The organism is Bordetella hinzii LMG 13501 (genome assembly GCF_001548475.1).
Lineage (GTDB): Bacteria > Pseudomonadota > Gammaproteobacteria > Burkholderiales > Burkholderiaceae_B > Bordetella > Bordetella hinzii.
The window spans coordinates 115,567-133,615 of the sequence record NZ_LRUJ01000003.1 but is presented as its reverse complement, the minus strand read 5'-3'; the positions used below and the strand labels follow the sequence as shown (position 1 = coordinate 133,615).

Below are 18,049 nucleotides of genomic sequence, written 5' to 3'. Positions count from 1 at the left end.
TCCGGGGAGTCCCTCCAAAGAGGTACCTGAGTGAGGTACCGTACCCTACCGGCGAAGGGAAGGGGGCGTCAACCGATGTGGATGCCTGTTCCTCCTTCGAATTCGACTTCTTCAGGCTCGCGGACGTCTGTTCACTCCTCTTCGTCTTCAAGGAAGCCAACCAACTTTTTAGCTAGTGCTTGGACATTCTTCAATTCACACTCCCATACGGTTAAAGAACGCCAGCCTGCTCGCAGAAGTCTCTCGATGTTTCGCTGATCTCGTGAACGATTGCGGGAAATCTTCTCTGTCCAAAATTCGACTCGACTCTTGGGCGGCGCGCCATACCGGCATCCCTCATGCCCATGCCAAAAGCAGCCATTGACGAAGATGACTTTCCTCGGTCCACGAAAGACGATATCTGGCGTGCCTGGTAGATGTTGATCGTGGAGCCGATACCGAAAGCCCATTGCGAATAGAATTTGGCGGACAGCGAGTTCTGGGGCCGTGTTCTTAGTACCCACGCGGCTCATTAGCCGTCCTCTGTGTTCCGGTAAAAGTTTATCCATGGGATCGAGTCCTGCAGTCCGCGTCGGCTGTCGTAGTTGTGTGGACTTCGACAGAGGGCCAATGGTGGTCAGCGTACCTAGGAGTGCTGCAGCCGTCTTGCGTCTGAGGCGGGGCTGTAGCGGGGCTATCGCAATTCCAGAGAGGCACCGAACCCGTACATCCTCGCACATCCTCTCGCCCAAATCTTGCTCTTTTGTTACCATTGCTCACCGGTAATCCATGCTACTTCAAACTTTAGAACGACCGATGTCAAAAACAATCTACACGGCAATTGACCTGTTTTGTGGCGCTGGCGGTTTAACGGTAGGACTAAAAAGGGCTGGGTTCTGCGTTCTTGCCGGAGTGGAGAATAATCCCGTAGCGGCAGAAACATACCGATTGAATAATCGCAAGGCAAAGATATATCAGGCGGATATTCGCAGATTGAACCCTCTCCAGATCATGCAGGATCTGGGGCTTGAGCGAGGGGAGTTGGATCTACTTGCCGGGTGCCCGCCTTGCCAAGGTTTTTCTTCGCACCGAACACGCAACAAAGCTGCTGCTATTGAAGATGAACGAAACGATCTCGTTTTCGAATTTGTCCGCTACGTTGAAGCTATGTTGCCGAAAACTGTCATGCTTGAAAACGTTCCAGCATTGGCTAAAGATTGGCGGGTTGGGGAGCTCAAAGAACGACTTCATAGCCTGGGCTACTACGTGGACGACACCTTTGCACAGGTGAAGGATGCTGCAGATTATGGAGTTCCGCAACGACGCAAAAGGCTATTGGTGAAAGCCTCTAGATTCGGAGAGATTCCGAATGCTAAGCCAGTCAAAACACGGAAAACTGTTTTGGACTCAATATCGGGCCTATTGCCTCCAGGAATCAGCGGTGACCCTTTGCACGACTTTCCCGCGCAGAGAAGCGAAAAGGTAAAGAATCTTATCGCGTTAGTGCCAAAAGACGGTGGGTCGAGAGCAGATATACCAAAGGAGTATTGGCTGGAGTGCCATCTAAGGCGGCCAGACAGCTATCACGATGTATATGGCCGAATGGCGTGGAATGATGTGGCCCCGACGATAACGGGGGGATGTACCAATCCATCCAAAGGCCGTTTTATTCATCCCGACCAAGATAGGGCTATTACTCTTCGTGAAGCCGCCCTCTTGCAGACATTTCCGTCCAATTACAGATTTTCGGACTCGCGTGGCAAAGATGCAATTGCATTGATGATAGGGAATGCGCTTCCGCCAGAGTTTATTAGGCGTCAAGCGGTTCAATACAAAGCCCACTTACAGGGAGTAAGGCGTGAGCAAATACGAGCTAAGGTTTGATCCCAAAACTATCGAGCATTTGGGCGTGAAGATGTATGCGACACTTCCGCCTGCGCTTGCTGAACTTATCTCGAATGCTTATGACGCCGATGCCAGCAAGGTAATTGTCGAGTTTTTTGAGCAAAATGGAACGCCTAAGGCTATAACTATTTATGACGACGGAACTGGGATGTCCTCTGAGGACATTCAAAAAAAATTCCTCGTGATTGGGAGAAATCGCCGACAGGACGAAGGCGACAAGCCTTCGCCTAAATTTAAACGACTTCCCACCGGGAAAAAGGGGCTGGGAAAGCTAGCCCTTTTTGGGCTCGCTAAAGAGGTGAAAGTCGATACCATAAAGAACAACCTAAGAAATCGCTTTACTCTAAATTGGGATTCCCTAAGGGCGGCCCAAGGCGTATATAACCCGCAGACGGACTTAGTCGATCAAAACGTCAAAAGGACGTCTGGCACCACAATTCAACTAGACGATCTCAAGCGAAAAAGTCCTTTTGATATCGAGGCCATAGCCGATAGCCTTTCCCGGATCTTTATTGTTCACTCCGCTTTTCAAATAATCCTAAAAGACTCGAAGGGCAAAACGGTCACCATCACGAACGATAGGCGATACGGAAATGTAGAGGAGCAATTTAAGTGGACGGAAAAGGACCTCATAGAGTCCAATAGTGATTATTATGGTAAGGTAGAACTAAGTTTCGTTACCGCAAAGACGCCAATTCCACCTAGTTCAGGGCTGCGGGGGATTGCAATCTTCTCACGCGGAAAGTTGGTAAATTCGCCTGAATATTTTTCAGACAGCACATCTAGCCATTTTTACCAATATTTGACCGGCTGGATTAAGGCCGATTTCATAGATCTTCTAGATGAGGATGTGATTTCTACCAACAGGCAATCCATCAACTGGGAGAATCCAGAAATGGCTGCCTTTAGGGAATATTTATCTGCACTGATAGCACGTGTTGGACAAGATTGGCGAAAAAGGCGAGCCGAAAAAAAAGACAGGCAATTCAAGCACGATACTGGTATCGACAAGGAGCAGTGGTTTAATACACTTCCAACCGACGTTCGACAATCCGTCGAAACGATTGTCAAGCAGATGGGTGACAGTGAGGAAGTAGGGGAAACTTATGCTCCGGTTGTTAAAGCCCTTTACTCGCTTATACCCGAGTATCCTTTACTTCATTGGCGTCATCTTCATGAATGCATAAAGGACGGTGTAGCAGTTTATTATAAGAACGAGCAATTTGGCCATGCCGCTGACCAAGGGGTTAAGCTGTATGCTGAGAAGCTGCGGAAATTGTCTCAGAGGGACGTGGATGGAGTCGGGTTGGCAGATCTATTTGCGGTTGCGCGGGATAAAAAAACCATCGTAAAAGCTCCCACGGTGCAGATTAATGGCCTAGTTACCGAGTCGGACATAAATATGCAAGAGGGACAGCAGTATTTGACTCGTGGATTGATCACAGGCTTTCGTAATCCCGTCAATCACTCGCCTATGGCAACTGTTGTCCCTTCTGTCATTTCGGAGTTAGACTGCCTGAACATGCTGAGTCTCATATCGTATTTGGCAACACGATTGGACAGTGCTACAGTGAATGAAGGCGCCGCTAAGCGTGATTGCGAGCCCGCCAAGCAGTAGTGCGCTAGAATTACGCTACTACTAACCTTGGAGCCTTTAGATGGCAACCTATCTCGAACTCAAAGCCAAAGCCGAAAAGCTGCTTCAGGAAGCAGAAGAACTTCGCCAGAAAGAAATGGCTGAAGTCATCAACGAGATCAAGCAGAAGATGGCTGAGTACGGTATCAGTACCGCCGACTTGGGTGCTTCCAAGAAGGGCGGTGTCAAGAAATCGGCAGGCTCTGCTCCTGTCAAGTACCGTGGTCCCAATGGCGAAGAGTGGTCGGGACGTGGGCGTAGCCCCCAATGGCTAGCCAACGCGATTGAAGGCGGAAAGAAGAAAGAAGACTTCGCCGTCTGAGCGTGCCTTCGTTAGCAAAAAGCACCCTGCGGGGTGCTTTTTTTTATGTGCGCATTCATTGATGGGATGACAACTGTTCCAGAGTACGCCAGGATCGCGCTGTCCTGTCTTTGGAGGTCAGAATGCCCAATTTCTCAGATCGTGCAATTCTCCGATTCTCAGCGAAAGTGCATGCTGCTGCGCAGAATCAAACCCTTGACTCCAAGCATCTCTTAAGCTGCGTAGAAGATTCACGGGCATTAGCTACAGGGGGCGGGGCAGTGCTGACCATCCTTCAGCATAATGAGACAGTCCGACACCATTCTGATGATGCTCTGTCTATGCTCGTTGTTGACCAATTGCTAGGGCTTTGCCGAGTTTCAATTTCACTTCTCAATGAGAAAATTGAATGGACTGCTGACTTCTTGGGCAGCCAATTAAAAAGCCAGATTTGACAGTTGGTTTTTTTCTTGTATAACCATAAAAGAAAAAGCCCCGAATTAACGGAGCCTTTTTATCGGTTGAGAGCTTCCAGGCGAACACAACCAGTTGATACGATTTATATTCTACGAAAAATGAAATAAAAGTCAAGTCCTCTGCGCGAAATAAGTTCTCAATCGATAAAGAATCGGAGAACTTAATTGATAGAGGAATTGATAGAAAGTCTGCTTGGCAAGCTAAATAGCACTGATAACTTTGAAGACGGCACGAAATACCGTAGAAAAGATAAGGCGTTGGGTTATCGCTACATTGAGCATAACCAGCTATATAAACGCTACATCGTCTTGGACATAGATAGCCCTAGCAGTGCCTTCTTATGGGAAGAAAAGAATCTTCCCGCTCCTACCATCATTACCATCAGTCCAGAGTCAGGCCGCTGCCACTACCTCTGGGAGCTCAAAACTCCAGTGATCTACACCCAGGCAGGGAGGAGGGCACCGCAGCGCTTCTATGAGGCTGTGGACATTGCACTCACTAGGGCTGTGCCTGGTGCAGATCCCGCCTATGTGGGGCGCTTCACCAAGAACCCTTGCCACCCTCACTGGAAGGTCCTACAGCACCGTGTGAGCTACGAATTCGAAGACTTCATGGAGTACGTGGACATAACATCGCAGCGCGAGCTACAGCGCTACCAGAACGGGCTGGGAAGGAATTGCACCCTCTTTGACAACTTACGCTTCTGGGCCTATCCCGCCGTGAAGCTCTACGATGCCTATGAGGACTTCCAAGAGGATGTGAACACACAAGCCTTCAATATCAATGCCGAGTTCGCAGGCAGCCCAGCAGGGACACTTTTCTACAAGGAAGTGCTATCTACGGCCAAGAGTGTTGGAACTTGGACCTGGCGGCATCGCCATGACAAGCGGGTCAACCGTGGTGTGATGGCCCTGCCTGCTGACATGCTGCTTGCAGAGAAACAGCGACAGGCCGCCGCCTATACAAACGAAGCGAAGATGAACGACACACAGAAGCGCATCATCGCTAGTGTGACCGCCTTAAAGGCTCAAGGAACCGCAATTACGCAGAACTCCATTGCCGTCCATTCCGGGCTTAGTCTTCGATCCGTCAAAAGGAATTGGAGTCAAGTTGAGTACCAATTCTCGATCTATAAAATTTAACCGGAAGTCTATTTAGTTGGATTTCCCAACTATGGTGCCACACGGTGTACATCAGATAATTACCCCAAAGGGGTCCCGCAGAGAGAATCCCGTTAGGGTAAGGAATTAGTAGGTTGTACCCTGACGCTCTTCCCCTTAAATAGGTGAGCATCCGTAGGAAAGGAGCAATAGCGACAGAAATTGCGGTGAGCCCTTTATTTGAATTTATCGCCGTTTGTGTCATGTCCAGGGAAACCACCATAGTTCGAAAAATTGAACGCCTCATCTAGGCGTGGTTGACTTCTAGCCAGACAAAACTACAGTTTCTCCAAGAATTCACCAAAGGAGAAACCATGAAGCCAGACAAGATTCGTATAAGAAGCCAGTTAGATATCAATAAGCTGGTTTATGCACAAATGCGTCGCTCAGAACCCGCCATTGCGGACCAACTAGATAAGCGTCTGAGGTCGGCAGTTAAGTTCGGAAAATTTGAAGCAGTAGTCCGTCTATTGGGTGCGGTGCCGATGTGCATACTAACGAGGATGAGTCGCTTATCTCGGCTATCCGATCTGGCTACATGGAGATAGCCAAGTGTCTCATCGAACATGGAGCCGACGTAGATGCACATGGAAGCTTTCCGCTTATCTGGTGTGCGATGTCAGGGAATCTGGGCACTATCAAGACACTTGTCAAGCATGGCGCGAACATCCATGCTCATTCAGAGCAGGCGTTGCGCACAGCCGCAGCAAAAGGGCATTTGCCTATTGTGAAGTTCTTGGTCAGCCAAGGCGCTTACATCCATGCAGAGAATGACGAAGCGCTAAAGAACAGCGCGGAGAATAACTATCTAAAAGTCGTCGCCTACCTCATTGACCAAGGTGCCGACCCACGGATTGCTTATGAGTATGGAAGTGAAAAGCTCAGGAGCTTCCTAGATGCGAATGCTGGTGCTACAGGGGAGAAAGATGCAGTTGTTCATCGACGCTAACGTTTTGGGGGCAACTGGCGTTCAACCAAGCGGGAAAAGCTTGCTGGGCAATGAGAAATATATTAAATTATAAATACAGTCCGTTACTATTGGGAGTGAGGCGAATGCAGGACATTACGTCAGATATCGAAAACTATGACAGGTTCCTCCCAGTTGGGGCAACGCTGGATTACCTCGATGAAGTAGACGAGAGCATCCGTGAAATTGACTTGCAGCGGCCCCTTCCGTCAGCCATTATCCAAAAACTTGAAGAGGAGATTCTGTATGATCGTGTCTATTCGTCGGCGGTGATTGAAGGAAATAGGTTATCAAGGCGAGAGACAATTGCTGTATTGAGTTCTGGAATTCTTGAGGCTGGCTCGCGAAAAGAACAGCAGGAAGTAATAAACTTAGCAGATTGCTGTTTCTATTTGCAGGAATGCCTTGATCGGGGTGAGCCTCTTTCCATCCAACTGATTAAGGAACTTCATCAGAAGCTATTGAATAAGATCGATTGCGAGAATGCAGGACGTTTTAGATCTAAGGATGTTGCAATCTCTGGGGCCAGTGTTTTGCCGCCATCCCACTTGGACGTGCCTAACCTCGTCGAGAAAGCAATAAGCACTTGCAATTCCAACAAGGATTCTCACCCAGTTCAGAACGCGGCCTATGTCCATTGGGCCTTTACTAGAATTCACCCCTTCGTGGACGGAAATGGTCGTCTATCGAGACTGCTGCAAGACTTTATCCTCCTTAAGGCTAGATACGTGCCTGCGACGGTTCAGCCGGAAGATCGGGAGCGGAATTATTATGATGCATTAGAGCAAGCAGATCAGGGTGACGGACTGTCGTTTTTGGAGATTACGGCGAAGAATACTTTGCGCACAGCGGACCGTTATCTCTCTATTATTCGCACAGAAAAAGCAAAGACGGACTGGATAAAAAATATTGCCCGAGCCGCGTCAGAGAAAGTAAAACAAACTGACCATCGAAAATTCATTTCACTTCAGAAGAACAGTGAGGCAATAAAGCTGGAGTTTAGCAATATTTGTAAATTGCTGAGTGAGGAGCTGAGCAATATACGCATTGGATTTAAGGATTACGGTGGGCTAGACTTCGAGAAATGGCAAAATTTACGAACTAAAGGGAAAGCGCCCAGAACCTGGCTGTTCGGCTTACATATAAATGGGAGAGATATCGATCAGCGGTATATCTTTTGGCATGGTCGTCATATACATCGAGCAGATGACACAAAAAACTTCGACGATGGGGTTATCAATCTTCTGGTATCGGTGCAGGACAGTGCAGGTGGATACAAAAGTCTGGACGAAATTACCGAAGATCGAATCGCGCTGCGAGAGATTGTTTTAGACGGCCGAGTTTTCATGCGGCGTCGCTACAATCCAACGACGCGCCAACACGAATGGGATGAGGAAATCGCCGCAACCGAAATCGCGAGCCAGTTCATTCAGGAGGCTTTTTCTAAATTGGGGCTTATTTAACGGAGCGAGCTCCCTAGTGGCGAACGAAAATTATATCGAGGAGGGGGTGACGGTCTATCCGATTTTTACAGACTCGGCCCTGGGAAAGGACATCTGTTTTTACCGTGCGCAGTTACGAAAATCTTTCTGCCATCTTCTGGTTCATATCGACTTCTAACCAGTGCTCAAGCTCCACATGGATGTGCGGCAAGGTTTGCTCCAGATCGTTGACCGACAGCACCAAAAGCAGATCGGCTTCGTTACGCTTCGCCTTTCGGGCATAGGCCATTTGCCAGGCGGCTAGAACCACGGTAAGCCATTGCGCAGTGAGCTCTTCGCTAAGGTGGCACTCGTCCCTACTGGTGAGCATGGAGCCCTTCATCTTGAGCATGACTTGAACTCCGTACGAGAACCGACCAAGTGGGGGCCAGAAATGCGGATCTGTCATTTCGACAAGAAGGTCCGCAGGCAGCATGGCTGCCACTAGGCGATCCACCTTCTCCGGGAAGTCCATGAGGGCCACTATCGACGCTGCCCAACGTTCAGTAAGCCACTCATCAAGAACACCCTCACAAGTCGCTATGGAGCCTTCCAGCACCTTCCATAGCGGCATCCCTTCTGGTCCCACCTCAAAGAGCCTGCGTGTTCCAGCAAAGGGCCTGAGCTTCGCCTTGTCCCTTCCAACCGGCGCTGCCTCTTCCACATCGACCAAGGTCTGCACAGAGGGTGTGCGCTGCCCCTTGGCATACATGGGGAACTCGATGCGCTGCTGCTGGAAGTTGTAGCGGTTCTGGATGGCACTCGGGGCGCAGTCCGCGAGTGCCATCACCGTACGAGCCCAGAGCAAGGTCTTCATGGCCTCGATACCCACGAGCTCAACCGTCTGGCTACGGGGCGTTTTTTACCTTCTTTGGTGGTTCCACTTCGTCAGCCAAAAACTGATTAAAGAAGCCCGAATCACTCACGATTTTTTCGCCCTGTCAACACAGCACTGAGCCAGCATCGTACCTCAGTTGCTGTAGGTGTGCTGCAGATCGAAATTTTGTGGCGGATTTCATACTTCACTTCATCGAATCGCGGTGGTCGCAGCTCGATTTAAACCAACCTTTAGGAGAAGTGAATATGAAACTTGAACAAATCATGAACCAAGACGATAGGGAAACGCTTGATATGTATGCCCAAGCATGCATGGCCGTTCGTAAGAATGATGGGGTTCTTTATCCTAGGATTGCCATCATTACCGGGGATTTCTTCCCTATGATGACTGATGCCCTTACCACTGAACAATGGCAATCCGCGATGAAGTTTGATCCCCGTATCATTCACAAAGATGCCGTCGCCATGGTCTTTGCGGTTGGCGGTGTCGTCGTGCCTGATATGCAGCCGCAAGAAGCTATTCAATGGCAGCTCGATAACGAGCAGCGCATTGGCAATCATCCCCAAGCTATTCCCGCTTGCTCTTTCGTTGTGAAGTTCAAAGGAGGGAAACACTTCTACCCTACGGGGCGCATTGAGAAGGAGCTGCCTGAGCTTCAATGGAGTGCCTCTCCGTCAGAAGGTCTGTATGACTGCCCTGTGTGGGAGGATGAAGATGAATAAGCGTGATGACTATCTTCACGCCCACCTTTACGGCTGTGTCAACCATTTGGTAGCCCATCTGGGCAAAACAGGAGTATTAGAGGTTCCTGCTTGGTGGGACTATCCAAATAGCCCAGAGAGGGAAATCTTTAGTTGGTGGCTTGTTTCGGACAATATGGCACGCCGCCTATAGGAGGCTGGCTACTGTATCTTGGATTTTGAGAAGGAGATCTACTTATGGGGCCGAACGACTCACGGCATTGCTATCACATCAGATACCAGTGTGATGAAGGCATTGGACCTATAAACAAGAAAACCCGCTTCGGCGGGTTTTTTGATAACAACAACACAACAACGGAGCTGGAACCTTTTGGGAGAGACCAGCAAGAATTAATCTAACGCAAGAATTCGAGTTGTCAAGCTGCTAACTATATTTTCTTGACTATCTTCTCGGGCTCGGCTTTGCAAGATTCGCACCACGCCATAAATTCGATTAAATCGATGTATTGCTCGCCGCGCTCGACTTTGGAGACATAGCTCTGGCTCTTGCCAAGGCGATTGGCAAGTTCCGTCTGAGTGAGGCCAGCATCTAGACGCACCTGCTGCAGTTCGCGTCGCACCGCCTCGTAGCGTTGACCATAGAGCATGAATGCACGCTATAGTCTGGATTCGAATATTCGATTTTCGAATAATTTAGAAATTTCAAAGACTTAACTCTTCTCGGAGTCCACGTGAGCGACAACTGGATTAGCGATCTCCTGATTCTCAATGAGCTGGAGAACCAGCGCATGTCCAAGAACCCCGACGATACGGGGCCTGGGGGCCTAATCCTGGTGGTGGTGGGTACCCGCCGTTCCTGCCTCTTGCCTGCAGCGGTGAACTGGAAACGGTAGTAGTAGATGCCGTGGCGCGACTGGCTGACGCGAGCGGGGATTTTCATTGGGCTCTTCCGTGGAGAAGAGGTGCCCCAAGGAGGTACACCACGGACGTGAGCCCAATGAAAAAAGCCCCTGACGAATCAGGGGCTTGCAATGTCTGGCGGAGAGGGTGGGATTCGAACCCACGATACGCCTAAACGTATACCGGATTTCGAGTCCGGCGCATTCGACCACTCTGCCACCTCTCCAGGTGTCTTGCTCAAACCTGTTTCAGTCCCGGTCGTGGTCCGAACCTTGGGTGCCGATCCCGGTCTGCTTGGTGTGGTGTCCACAAAACCAATGAGACCGATGATTTAACGCGGTTTGTTTCCTGTGGCTTTTGCCGAAGCAGGAAAGCCCGCTATTCTACCCAAAATTTTTCTTTCTGCAAATTTTTCTTCGATCGGATGGGAGGCGAGGGCATGGGGCTGATCACGCTGTTGTTGCTCGCGGCAGTGATTTGTGTGCCGCTGACGCAGCGCCTGGGCCTGGGGGCGATCCCGGGTTATCTGGCGGCTGGTATCGCGGTGGGCCCATCGGGCCTGGCGTTGGTGACCGATGTGCCGGCCATGATGAGTGTGTCGGAGTGGGGCGTGGTCATGATGTTGTTCGTGATCGGGCTGGAGCTGGCGCCCCGCCGGCTGTGGGAGATGCGCGCGGAGGTGTTCGGCCTGGGGGCCTTGCAGGTGTTGACGGCGGGGGGGCTGTTGGGGGTGGTGTTCGGCGCCGGTCTGCGTCATCTGGCCGGTATGAGTGTGACGGTGGCGGTGTTGTGCGGGCTGTCGCTGGCCTTGTCGTCGACGGCGGTGGCTTTGCGTCTGCTGGAGGAGCGTGGGGTGCTGCGGGCGCCCTTGGGACGGATGGCGCTGGGGATTTTGCTGTTCCAGGACATGGCGGCCATCCCCATGCTGGTGGCGGCCGGGATGTTGGGCTCGGGCGACGCCGAGCCGCCGCATTTCGGGGTGGCGCTGGTGGCGGTGCTGGTGGTGCTGGCGGGGTATCGGCTGCGTTTTCTGACGTGGATCCGGCGCTCTGAACTGCGCGAGCTGTTCACGGCCGCCACGTTGTTGATCGTGCTGGGCGCGGCGCAGCTTTTCGATGCGGCGGGGCTGTCGGCCGGCCTGGGGGGGTTCTTGATGGGGGTGTTGCTGGCAGAGTCGCGCTATCGCGCCGATCTGGAGGAGACCATCGAGCCTTTCAAGGGGCTGTTGCTGGGTCTGTTTTTCCTGGCGGTGGGGATGTCGATCAACTTGCACGAGGTCTACCAGTATTGGCATTACGTGGCCCTGGGGGTGGTGGCGCTTTTGCTGATCAAGGGTTTGCTGCTCTATGGCATGGCGCGCCTGGGCGGGCTGCCGCATTATCACCGCCTGATGTTCGCCCTGGTCCTGGCGCAGGGCGGCGAGTTCAGCTATGCGATTTTTGCCGAGGCGGCAAGCAACCGTTTGATGACGGTCGTGCAGCGTGATGTGCTGTCGGTGATCGTGGCGGTTTCCATGGGTTTGATTCCCTGCGCGCTCAAGCTGGCGGAGCTGTTGCCGGCGCGCTATGGCGGTATAGGCGGGATGCGCGTGCGCCCGGCGGGTTTCGATGAGCGCGAGGATTCTTCGGTGCGCTGACGGCCGGTTTGTCATGCGGGAAGGCCGCGGCGGCGATACACTTGACGGGTCTTGACCCAGCGGAGAATCTTCATGCTCAAAGGCAAAGTTGCAGTCGTCACGGGTTCCACCAGCGGTATCGGCCTGGGAATCGCGCGCGCGTTCGCGCAGCAGGGCGCCAATGTGGTGCTCAATGGTTTCGGCGATGCCGCGGAAATCGAGAAGTTGCGCGCCGACCTGGCCGCGCAGCACAAGGTGCAGGTGCTGTACGACGGCGCCGATCTGTCCAAGGGCGAGGCGGTGCGTCAATTGGTGGCCAACACTGTGAAGTCGCTGGGCCGCATTGATATCCTGGTCAACAATGCCGGCATCCAGCACACCGCGTTGATCGAGGATTTTCCGGCCGAGAAGTGGGACGCCATCCTGGCCCTGAATCTGTCGGCCGTGTTTCATGGGTCGGCCGCCGCGTTGCCCCACATGAAGAAGCAGGGCTGGGGGCGCATTATCAATATCGCTTCGGCGCATGGCCTGGTGGGTTCGGCCCAGAAGTCGGCCTATGTGGCGGCCAAGCACGGCGTGGTGGGCCTGACCAAGGTCACGGCGCTGGAGACGGCGGGCACCGGGGTGACGGCCAATGCCATTTGCCCGGGCTGGGTGCGCACGCCCTTGGTCGAGAAGCAGATCACGGCCCTGGCCGCCAAGGACGGCGTGGATCAGGAGGCCGCCTCGCGCGAGCTGCTGGGCGAGAAGCAGCCTTCGCTGCAGTTCGTCACCCCTGAACAACTGGGCGGCACCGCCGTGTTCCTGGCTTCGGATGCCGCCGAGCAGATCACCGGTACGACGATTTCCGTCGATGGCGGCTGGACCGCCCGCTGATAACAAGGATTTTGCCCTCATGCTGTTTTTGCTTTCTCCCGCCAAGAAGCTGGACTACGACTCGCCGGTGCATGTGCAGACGCATACGCAGCCTTTGTTCGTGGACCAGGCTGCCGCGCTCATCAAGGTGCTCAAGACCAAGTCGGCCGACGATATCGCCGAGCTGATGAGCCTGAGCCAGGCGCTGGCCGAGCTGAACGTGGGCCGCTATGCAAGCTGGAAGAAGACGTTCACCCAGGACAATGCCCGGCAGGCCGTGCTGGCCTTCAATGGCGATGTCTACGAGGGACTGGAGGCTTCCAGCCTGTCGGCCAGGCAGCTGGATTGGGCGCAGGACCACGTCGTCATCCTGAGCGGCCTGTACGGCGCGCTGCGCCCCTTGGACCTGATGCAGCCCTATCGGCTCGAGATGGGCACCCGGCTGCAGACGTCCAAGGGCAAGAATCTCTACGAGTATTGGGGCGGCGCCATCGCCGGCTATCTCAATGAGCGGCAGGAGGGCGAAAAAACGCCGGTCATCGTCAACCTGGCCTCGGAAGAGTATTTCAAGGTGGTTGATCTCAAGACGCTGCGGGCCCGCGTGGTGCAATGCGTCTTCCAGGATTGGAAGAACGGGGCCTGGAAGGTCATCAGTTTCCATGCCAAGCGGGCGCGCGGCCTGATGGCGCGCTATGCCATCGAGCACAAGATCAACAAGCCCGAAGGGCTGCAGGCCTTTGACAGCGAGGGCTATGCCTTTGATGCCTCGGCCTCCAGCGCGGACAAGCTGGTCTTCCGGCGCCGGTACAGCTAGGCGGTGACCAGCCCCGGTTCGCCGGGGTCGGCCACGGCGGTCAGCTCCTGGCGGATCATGACGGCGGCGCGCAGCATCTGCTTGACCGGATAGGCCAGGACGGCGGCTTCGCCCGTGGTGTCGAACTGCGTGGGCAGGTCGGCCGGCTCCGGCCCATCGGTCTGCAAGAGCCGCAGCATGGCCTCGAGCGCCTGCTGGATCTCGGCCGGCGTCTGTGGCATGCCGGCCAGCGTGGGCACGGCGGCCGTGATCTGGGAGGCCAGGATGTGGTTCTGGATCAACAGGTTGTTGAATTCCGGCACATTGACCTGGTGCTGCCGGGGTTCGCTCATCATGCGATAAAAGGCCTCGGCATAGTTGCTGAAGGCGATGTGCACGTTTTTGCGCGCCAGGCGCCAGGCGAGGTCCGCGTCGGCGACCGCGTTGTCGCTTTCCGAGGCGGGCGCCCCGCCATGTTGGCGCACCACGTCGATATAGTTCAGGCCGGCGCGCAGGTATTCGAGGTTGGCGCGCGAGGCGGCCCGGGCCAGGGGCTTCATGTAGCGCGCTTCCCACCAGGGCAGGATGTAGCTGCAGAGCAGGGCCAGCACACAGCCCAGCACCGTGTCGATGGCCCGCTCGCCGATCACTTCCAGCGATACCGAGCCCGGCGCCACGAAATGGAAGACCAGCACCACGAACAGGGTATTGAAGATGGCGCTGGCCATGTAGTTGAGCTGCACCAGGCTGTTGCCCATGATGCAGGCGCCCAGCAAGACGGCGAACAGCACGGCCGGCCTGTCGGTGGTCATGAACAGGGCCAGGGCCAGCATGCAGCCGATCAGCGTGCCCATTAGTCGCCAGCCGTTGCGCTGGCGGGTGAGGGCAAAGCCGGGTTTCATGATGATGACGATGGTCAGCAGCACCCAGTAGCTGTGGGCCGCCATGTTCTGCGGCAGCCAGCTGCCGATCAGGCCCAGGGCGATGGCCGCGGCCAGCGTCACGCGCAGGGCATAGCGGCAATGCGGCGAGTCCAGGCGCAGGTTGCTGGTGATCATGCCCACCCGCACTTCCTGGCGCGACATGAAGCGGGTGAGGGATTTGTCGATGCGCAGCGTGCTGGTGGGCACGGCGTCTGGGCGGTCCTGGGTGTGGTCGGCCAGGCGGTCGACGATGCGCGCGGCATTGCGCAGGCGGCGCAGCGCCTGGATCAGCAGCGCGAGTATCTCGGGTTCGCGCTCGCCCAGGCCCTGCTGCTTGAGCTGTTCGATCTCGTATTCGATGGCGCGCAGTTCGGCCTTGGCGCTGCTGCGGTATTGCGTGGGCCTCCCGCGCGAGACGTCCAGCGCGATGCGGTTGAGCTCCAGCGACATCTTGACCAGCGCGTCGCGCATGAAGATCAGGATGTCGTTGCCCGCCAGCGAGCGGCGCAGCGAGGCGTAGTCGGTGTGGGTGGCCACCAGGGTGTCCAACAGCTGCAGCATGTCGACGAACATATTCCACAGCATGATCCGGTCGTTTTCGCGATAGCCCTTGCCCCGGGGCAGGGCGCGCAAGACCAGGTCGCGCGCGGCCTGGTGGTTGTCGGTCATGGCGGATTGGCGCTGCATCAGCGTGCGGTACGACTCCTCCAGGTCGTCGTTTTCATCGTAGAAGCTGGCGCGCGAGGCCATGTAGTCGGCCGTGGCGAACAGCGCCACCGACATGGCCTGGCGTTCTTCGCGCAGCCAGAAGAGATGACGGAAGCACAGGCTGAACAGAAAATAGAACAGCGAGCCGCCCAGGGTGGCCAGCGAATGCCACAGCACCTGGCTGGGCGCCATGGGCGAGTGCATGGTGAGCGTCATGAGCAGCAGGCCGGCAAAGCCGATCAGGCCGCCGCGTTTGCCGAAGACGGTGAACATCGAGAACAGAAAGCACTGCCCGATCACCACCAGCCAGAGCAGCAGCGGGTAGGTCGAGGCCAGCCCGGTGATGGTGACGGTGGACACGCCGAGCAAGGCCCCGCCCAGCATTTCGTTGCTGCGGTGTCGCTGCGGCCCGCCCGGCTGGTCAATGATGGCCAGGCATTGGGCGCCGAAGGTGGCCACCAGGCCGATGCTGTATTGCCCCCAGATGCCGCCGAGCAGCAGCACGGGCAGCAGCATGCCGATCGCCTGGCGCACGCCGCCAAAGAAATAGTGGCTGTAGAGAAAGCGCCGGATGCTGGCGATGCGCAGGTCCATTGGGGGCGAAGGCGAGTCTTGACATGCCAAGTATAGAGATCCGGCCGGATTTTTGGGGGCCGGATGGGGCGGCGGGTCTTGCGGCGGCGCCAGAAAACGGCCGTCGATGCGCCTGGGCCACACCCCGATTTGCGGAGGATGCCGCAACGCGGTAAATTGCCCCCTCTTGCGCCGGCCTGCTATCCGAATCCGGCGCGCGGGCGAGCAGGGCCCGGGCCACCTTCCGCGGCCTGCTGCGCCAGTAATACCTGCTGTTGGCCGCGCCACAAGCGTGTGTTGCCAAGGCTTCCATTTCGACCTCCGACGCCTTCTTGGGCGTTTGCACTGCGTCTCTGACGAGCGTGTGCCGGGTCGGCAGGGTGTCCGGGTGGCGTGGCTCCGTGAGCCGCAAAGCGCCGGATCATGCTGTCGTGCCAGGTATGGGTTCCGTCGCCGCCGTATCCGGGCGCGCGACAGCCAGGGAAACAGGGCCGGTACAGAAAGGAAAGACAACATGGAACTCAATGGCGCCGATATCGTCGTGCGCTGCCTGGCCGAAGAGGGCGTGGAACACGTTTTCGGCTATCCCGGCGGCGCGGTGCTCTACATCTACGACGCGATTTTCAAGCAAGACAAGTTTCAGCACATCCTGGTGCGCCACGAGCAAGCCGCCGTGCATGCCGCCGATGCCTATTCGCGCGCGTCGCAAAAGGTCGGTGTCTGCATCGTGACCAGCGGTCCGGGCGTGACCAATGCCGTCACCGGCATTGCCACGGCCTATATGGACTCGATCCCGATGGTGATCATCAGCGGGCAGGTGCCCACCGCCGCCATCGGCGAGGACGCTTTCCAGGAGTGCGACACCGTCGGCATCACCCGCCCCTGTGTCAAGCACAACTTCCTGGTGCGCGACGTCAAGGACCTGGCCGAAACCATGCGCCGCGCCTTCTACATCGCGCGCACGGGCCGTCCCGGACCGGTGCTGGTCGACATCCCCAAGGACATCACGGTCGCGCAGTGCAAGTACACGCCCAAGAAGGGCGAGATTGCCATGCGCTCGTATGCGCCCGTCACCAAGGGCCACCAGGGGCAGATCAAGAAGGCCGTGCAGATGCTGCTGGCCGCCGAGCGCCCCATGATCTATACCGGCGGCGGCGTGATCCTCTCCGATTCGTCGGATGAGCTGCGCAAGCTGGTGGACCTGCTGGGCGCGCCCTGCACCAATACCCTGATGGGCCTGGGTGCCTTGCCCGCGACGGATCATCGCTTTGTCGGCATGCCGGGCATGCACGGCACCTACGAGGCCAATATGGCCATGCAGCATTGCGATGTGCTGCTGGCCATCGGCGCGCGTTTCGATGACCGCGTGATCGGCAATCCCAAGCATTTCGCGCAGAACGCCCGCAAGATCATCCACATCGATATCGATCCCTCGTCGATTTCCAAGCGCGTGCGGGTCGATGTGCCCATCGTCGGCAACGTCAAGGACGTGTTGGTCGAGCTGATCGGCCATTACGAACAGGCGCGCCAGGAGACCAAGCCGGCCTCCCAGGACAAATGGTGGCAGCAGATCGAGGCCTGGCGCGCGCGCGAGTGCCTGAAGTACGCGCCCTCCGACGAGGTCATCAAGCCGCAGTTCGTGGTCGAGAAGCTCTGGGAAGTGACCGGCGGCGACGCCTTCGTCACCTCGGACGTGGGCCAGCACCAGATGTGGGCCGCGCAGTACTACAAGTTCAACAAGCCGCGCCGCTGGATCAATTCCGGCGGCCTGGGCACCATGGGGGTGGGCCTGCCCTACGCCATGGGGGTGCAGATGGCCAATCCTGGCACGGACATCGCCGTGATCACCGGCGAGGCGTCCATCCAGATGAACATCCAGGAACTGTCGACCTGCCAGCAATACCACCTCACGCCCAAGATCGTCTGCCTGAACAACCGCTTCCTGGGCATGGTGCGCCAGTGGCAGCAGATCGACTACGGCTCGCGCTATTCCGAGTCGTACATGGATTCGCTGCCTGACTTCGTCAAGGTCGCCGAGGCCTATGGCCACGTGGGGCTGCGCATCGAGCGCCCGGCCGACGTCGAGCCGGCGCTGCGCGAGGCATTCAAGAAGCATAAGGATCGCCTGGTCTTCCTGGACTTCATCACCGACCGCACCGAGAACGTGTGGCCGATGGTCAAGGCCGGCCGCGGGCTGACCGAGATGCTGCTCGGTTCCGAGGATCTGTAAGGAGGCC

At 55.8% G+C, this 18,049-nt stretch carries 15 protein-coding genes and 1 tRNA gene; 11 read left to right on the top strand and 5 right to left on the bottom strand.

Annotated elements, in window-relative coordinates; genetic code table 11:
- Nucleotides 1–131: 131 nt before the first annotated feature.
- Complete coding sequence (locus AXA74_RS23770; RefSeq protein ID WP_080700941.1) at nt 132–548, bottom strand: very short patch repair endonuclease; 417 nt, start codon at nt 546–548, stop codon at nt 132–134.
- Between the two features lie 247 nt (nt 549–795).
- Here AXA74_RS23770 and AXA74_RS23765 point away from each other — a divergent pair, with 247 nt between their 5' ends.
- The 6 genes from AXA74_RS23765 to AXA74_RS23750 all read left to right on the top strand — a co-directional run bounded on the left by AXA74_RS23765 (nt 796) and on the right by AXA74_RS23750 (nt 7,888).
- Nucleotides 796–1,863, top strand: a complete 1,068-nt coding sequence (locus AXA74_RS23765; RefSeq protein ID WP_032978793.1) for a DNA cytosine methyltransferase — start codon at nt 796–798, stop codon at nt 1,861–1,863.
- Nucleotides 1,838–3,502 carry a TIGR02391 family protein gene (locus AXA74_RS23760; protein WP_197723097.1) on the top strand — a complete coding sequence of 555 codons (1,665 nt, stop codon included), beginning with the start codon at nt 1,838–1,840 and terminating at the stop codon, nt 3,500–3,502. The genes AXA74_RS23765 and AXA74_RS23760 overlap by 26 nt, the downstream gene beginning before the upstream one ends.
- A gap of 40 nt (nt 3,503–3,542) precedes the next feature.
- Entirely contained in the window at nt 3,543–3,842 is a 300-nt protein-coding gene (locus AXA74_RS03185; RefSeq protein ID WP_032978790.1) for an H-NS histone family protein, read from the top strand.
- Between the two features lie 620 nt (nt 3,843–4,462).
- The gene (locus tag AXA74_RS03180) at nt 4,463–5,440 is read left to right on the top strand and encodes a replication initiation protein (protein ID WP_051593939.1); all 978 of its coding nucleotides are present in this window, start codon (nt 4,463–4,465) and stop codon (nt 5,438–5,440) included.
- A gap of 505 nt (nt 5,441–5,945) precedes the next feature.
- Nucleotides 5,946–6,407, top strand: coding sequence for an ankyrin repeat domain-containing protein (locus tag AXA74_RS23755; protein ID WP_221772250.1), 462 nt, complete (start codon nt 5,946–5,948; stop codon nt 6,405–6,407).
- A gap of 104 nt (nt 6,408–6,511) precedes the next feature.
- Nucleotides 6,512–7,888, top strand: a complete 1,377-nt coding sequence (locus AXA74_RS23750) for a Fic family protein (RefSeq protein WP_080700938.1) — start codon at nt 6,512–6,514, stop codon at nt 7,886–7,888.
- A gap of 112 nt (nt 7,889–8,000) precedes the next feature.
- On the opposite strand, the gene AXA74_RS03170 is transcribed toward AXA74_RS23750, so the two are convergent.
- Nucleotides 8,001–8,723 carry a hypothetical protein gene (locus tag AXA74_RS03170; RefSeq protein WP_126623670.1) on the bottom strand — a complete coding sequence of 241 codons (723 nt, stop codon included), beginning with the start codon at nt 8,721–8,723 and terminating at the stop codon, nt 8,001–8,003.
- A 266-nt stretch (nt 8,724–8,989) separates the two neighbouring features.
- On the opposite strand from AXA74_RS03170, the gene AXA74_RS03165 reads away from it, so the two are divergent.
- Nucleotides 8,990–9,466 (top strand): hypothetical protein, encoded by a 477-nt coding sequence (locus tag AXA74_RS03165; protein WP_032978784.1) that lies wholly within the window; start codon nt 8,990–8,992, stop codon nt 9,464–9,466.
- 407 nt (nt 9,467–9,873) lie between these two features.
- On the opposite strand, the gene AXA74_RS03160 is transcribed toward AXA74_RS03165, so the two are convergent.
- The gene (locus AXA74_RS03160; protein ID WP_032978781.1) at nt 9,874–10,092 is read right to left on the bottom strand and encodes a helix-turn-helix domain-containing protein; all 219 of its coding nucleotides are present in this window, start codon (nt 10,090–10,092) and stop codon (nt 9,874–9,876) included.
- 389 nt (nt 10,093–10,481) lie between these two features.
- Nucleotides 10,482–10,571, bottom strand: a tRNA-Ser gene (locus AXA74_RS03155).
- 213 nt (nt 10,572–10,784) lie between these two features.
- On the opposite strand from AXA74_RS03155, the gene AXA74_RS03150 reads away from it, so the two are divergent.
- The 3 genes from AXA74_RS03150 (at nt 10,785) to yaaA (ending at nt 13,629) form a co-directional block, all read left to right on the top strand.
- A complete protein-coding gene (locus tag AXA74_RS03150; RefSeq protein WP_029579082.1) occupies nt 10,785–11,981 on the top strand; it encodes a cation:proton antiporter domain-containing protein in 1,197 nt (398 codons plus the stop codon).
- A gap of 72 nt (nt 11,982–12,053) precedes the next feature.
- The gene (locus AXA74_RS03145; protein ID WP_032978778.1) at nt 12,054–12,836 is read left to right on the top strand and encodes a 3-hydroxybutyrate dehydrogenase; all 783 of its coding nucleotides are present in this window, start codon (nt 12,054–12,056) and stop codon (nt 12,834–12,836) included.
- A 19-nt stretch (nt 12,837–12,855) separates the two neighbouring features.
- Nucleotides 12,856–13,629 (top strand): peroxide stress protein YaaA, encoded by a 774-nt coding sequence (gene yaaA / locus AXA74_RS03140; protein WP_032978775.1) that lies wholly within the window; start codon nt 12,856–12,858, stop codon nt 13,627–13,629.
- On the opposite strand, the gene AXA74_RS03135 is transcribed toward yaaA, so the two are convergent.
- Entirely contained in the window at nt 13,626–15,833 is a 2,208-nt protein-coding gene (locus tag AXA74_RS03135) for an FUSC family protein (RefSeq protein WP_032978773.1), read from the bottom strand. The genes yaaA and AXA74_RS03135 overlap by 4 nt on opposite strands.
- 106 nt (nt 15,834–15,939) lie before the next feature.
- Between AXA74_RS03135 and AXA74_RS03130 the strand changes: the two genes are divergently transcribed.
- Complete coding sequence (locus AXA74_RS03130) at nt 15,940–18,042, top strand: acetolactate synthase 3 catalytic subunit (protein WP_267461115.1); 2,103 nt, start codon at nt 15,940–15,942, stop codon at nt 18,040–18,042.
- Nucleotides 18,043–18,049 lie beyond the last annotated feature (7 nt).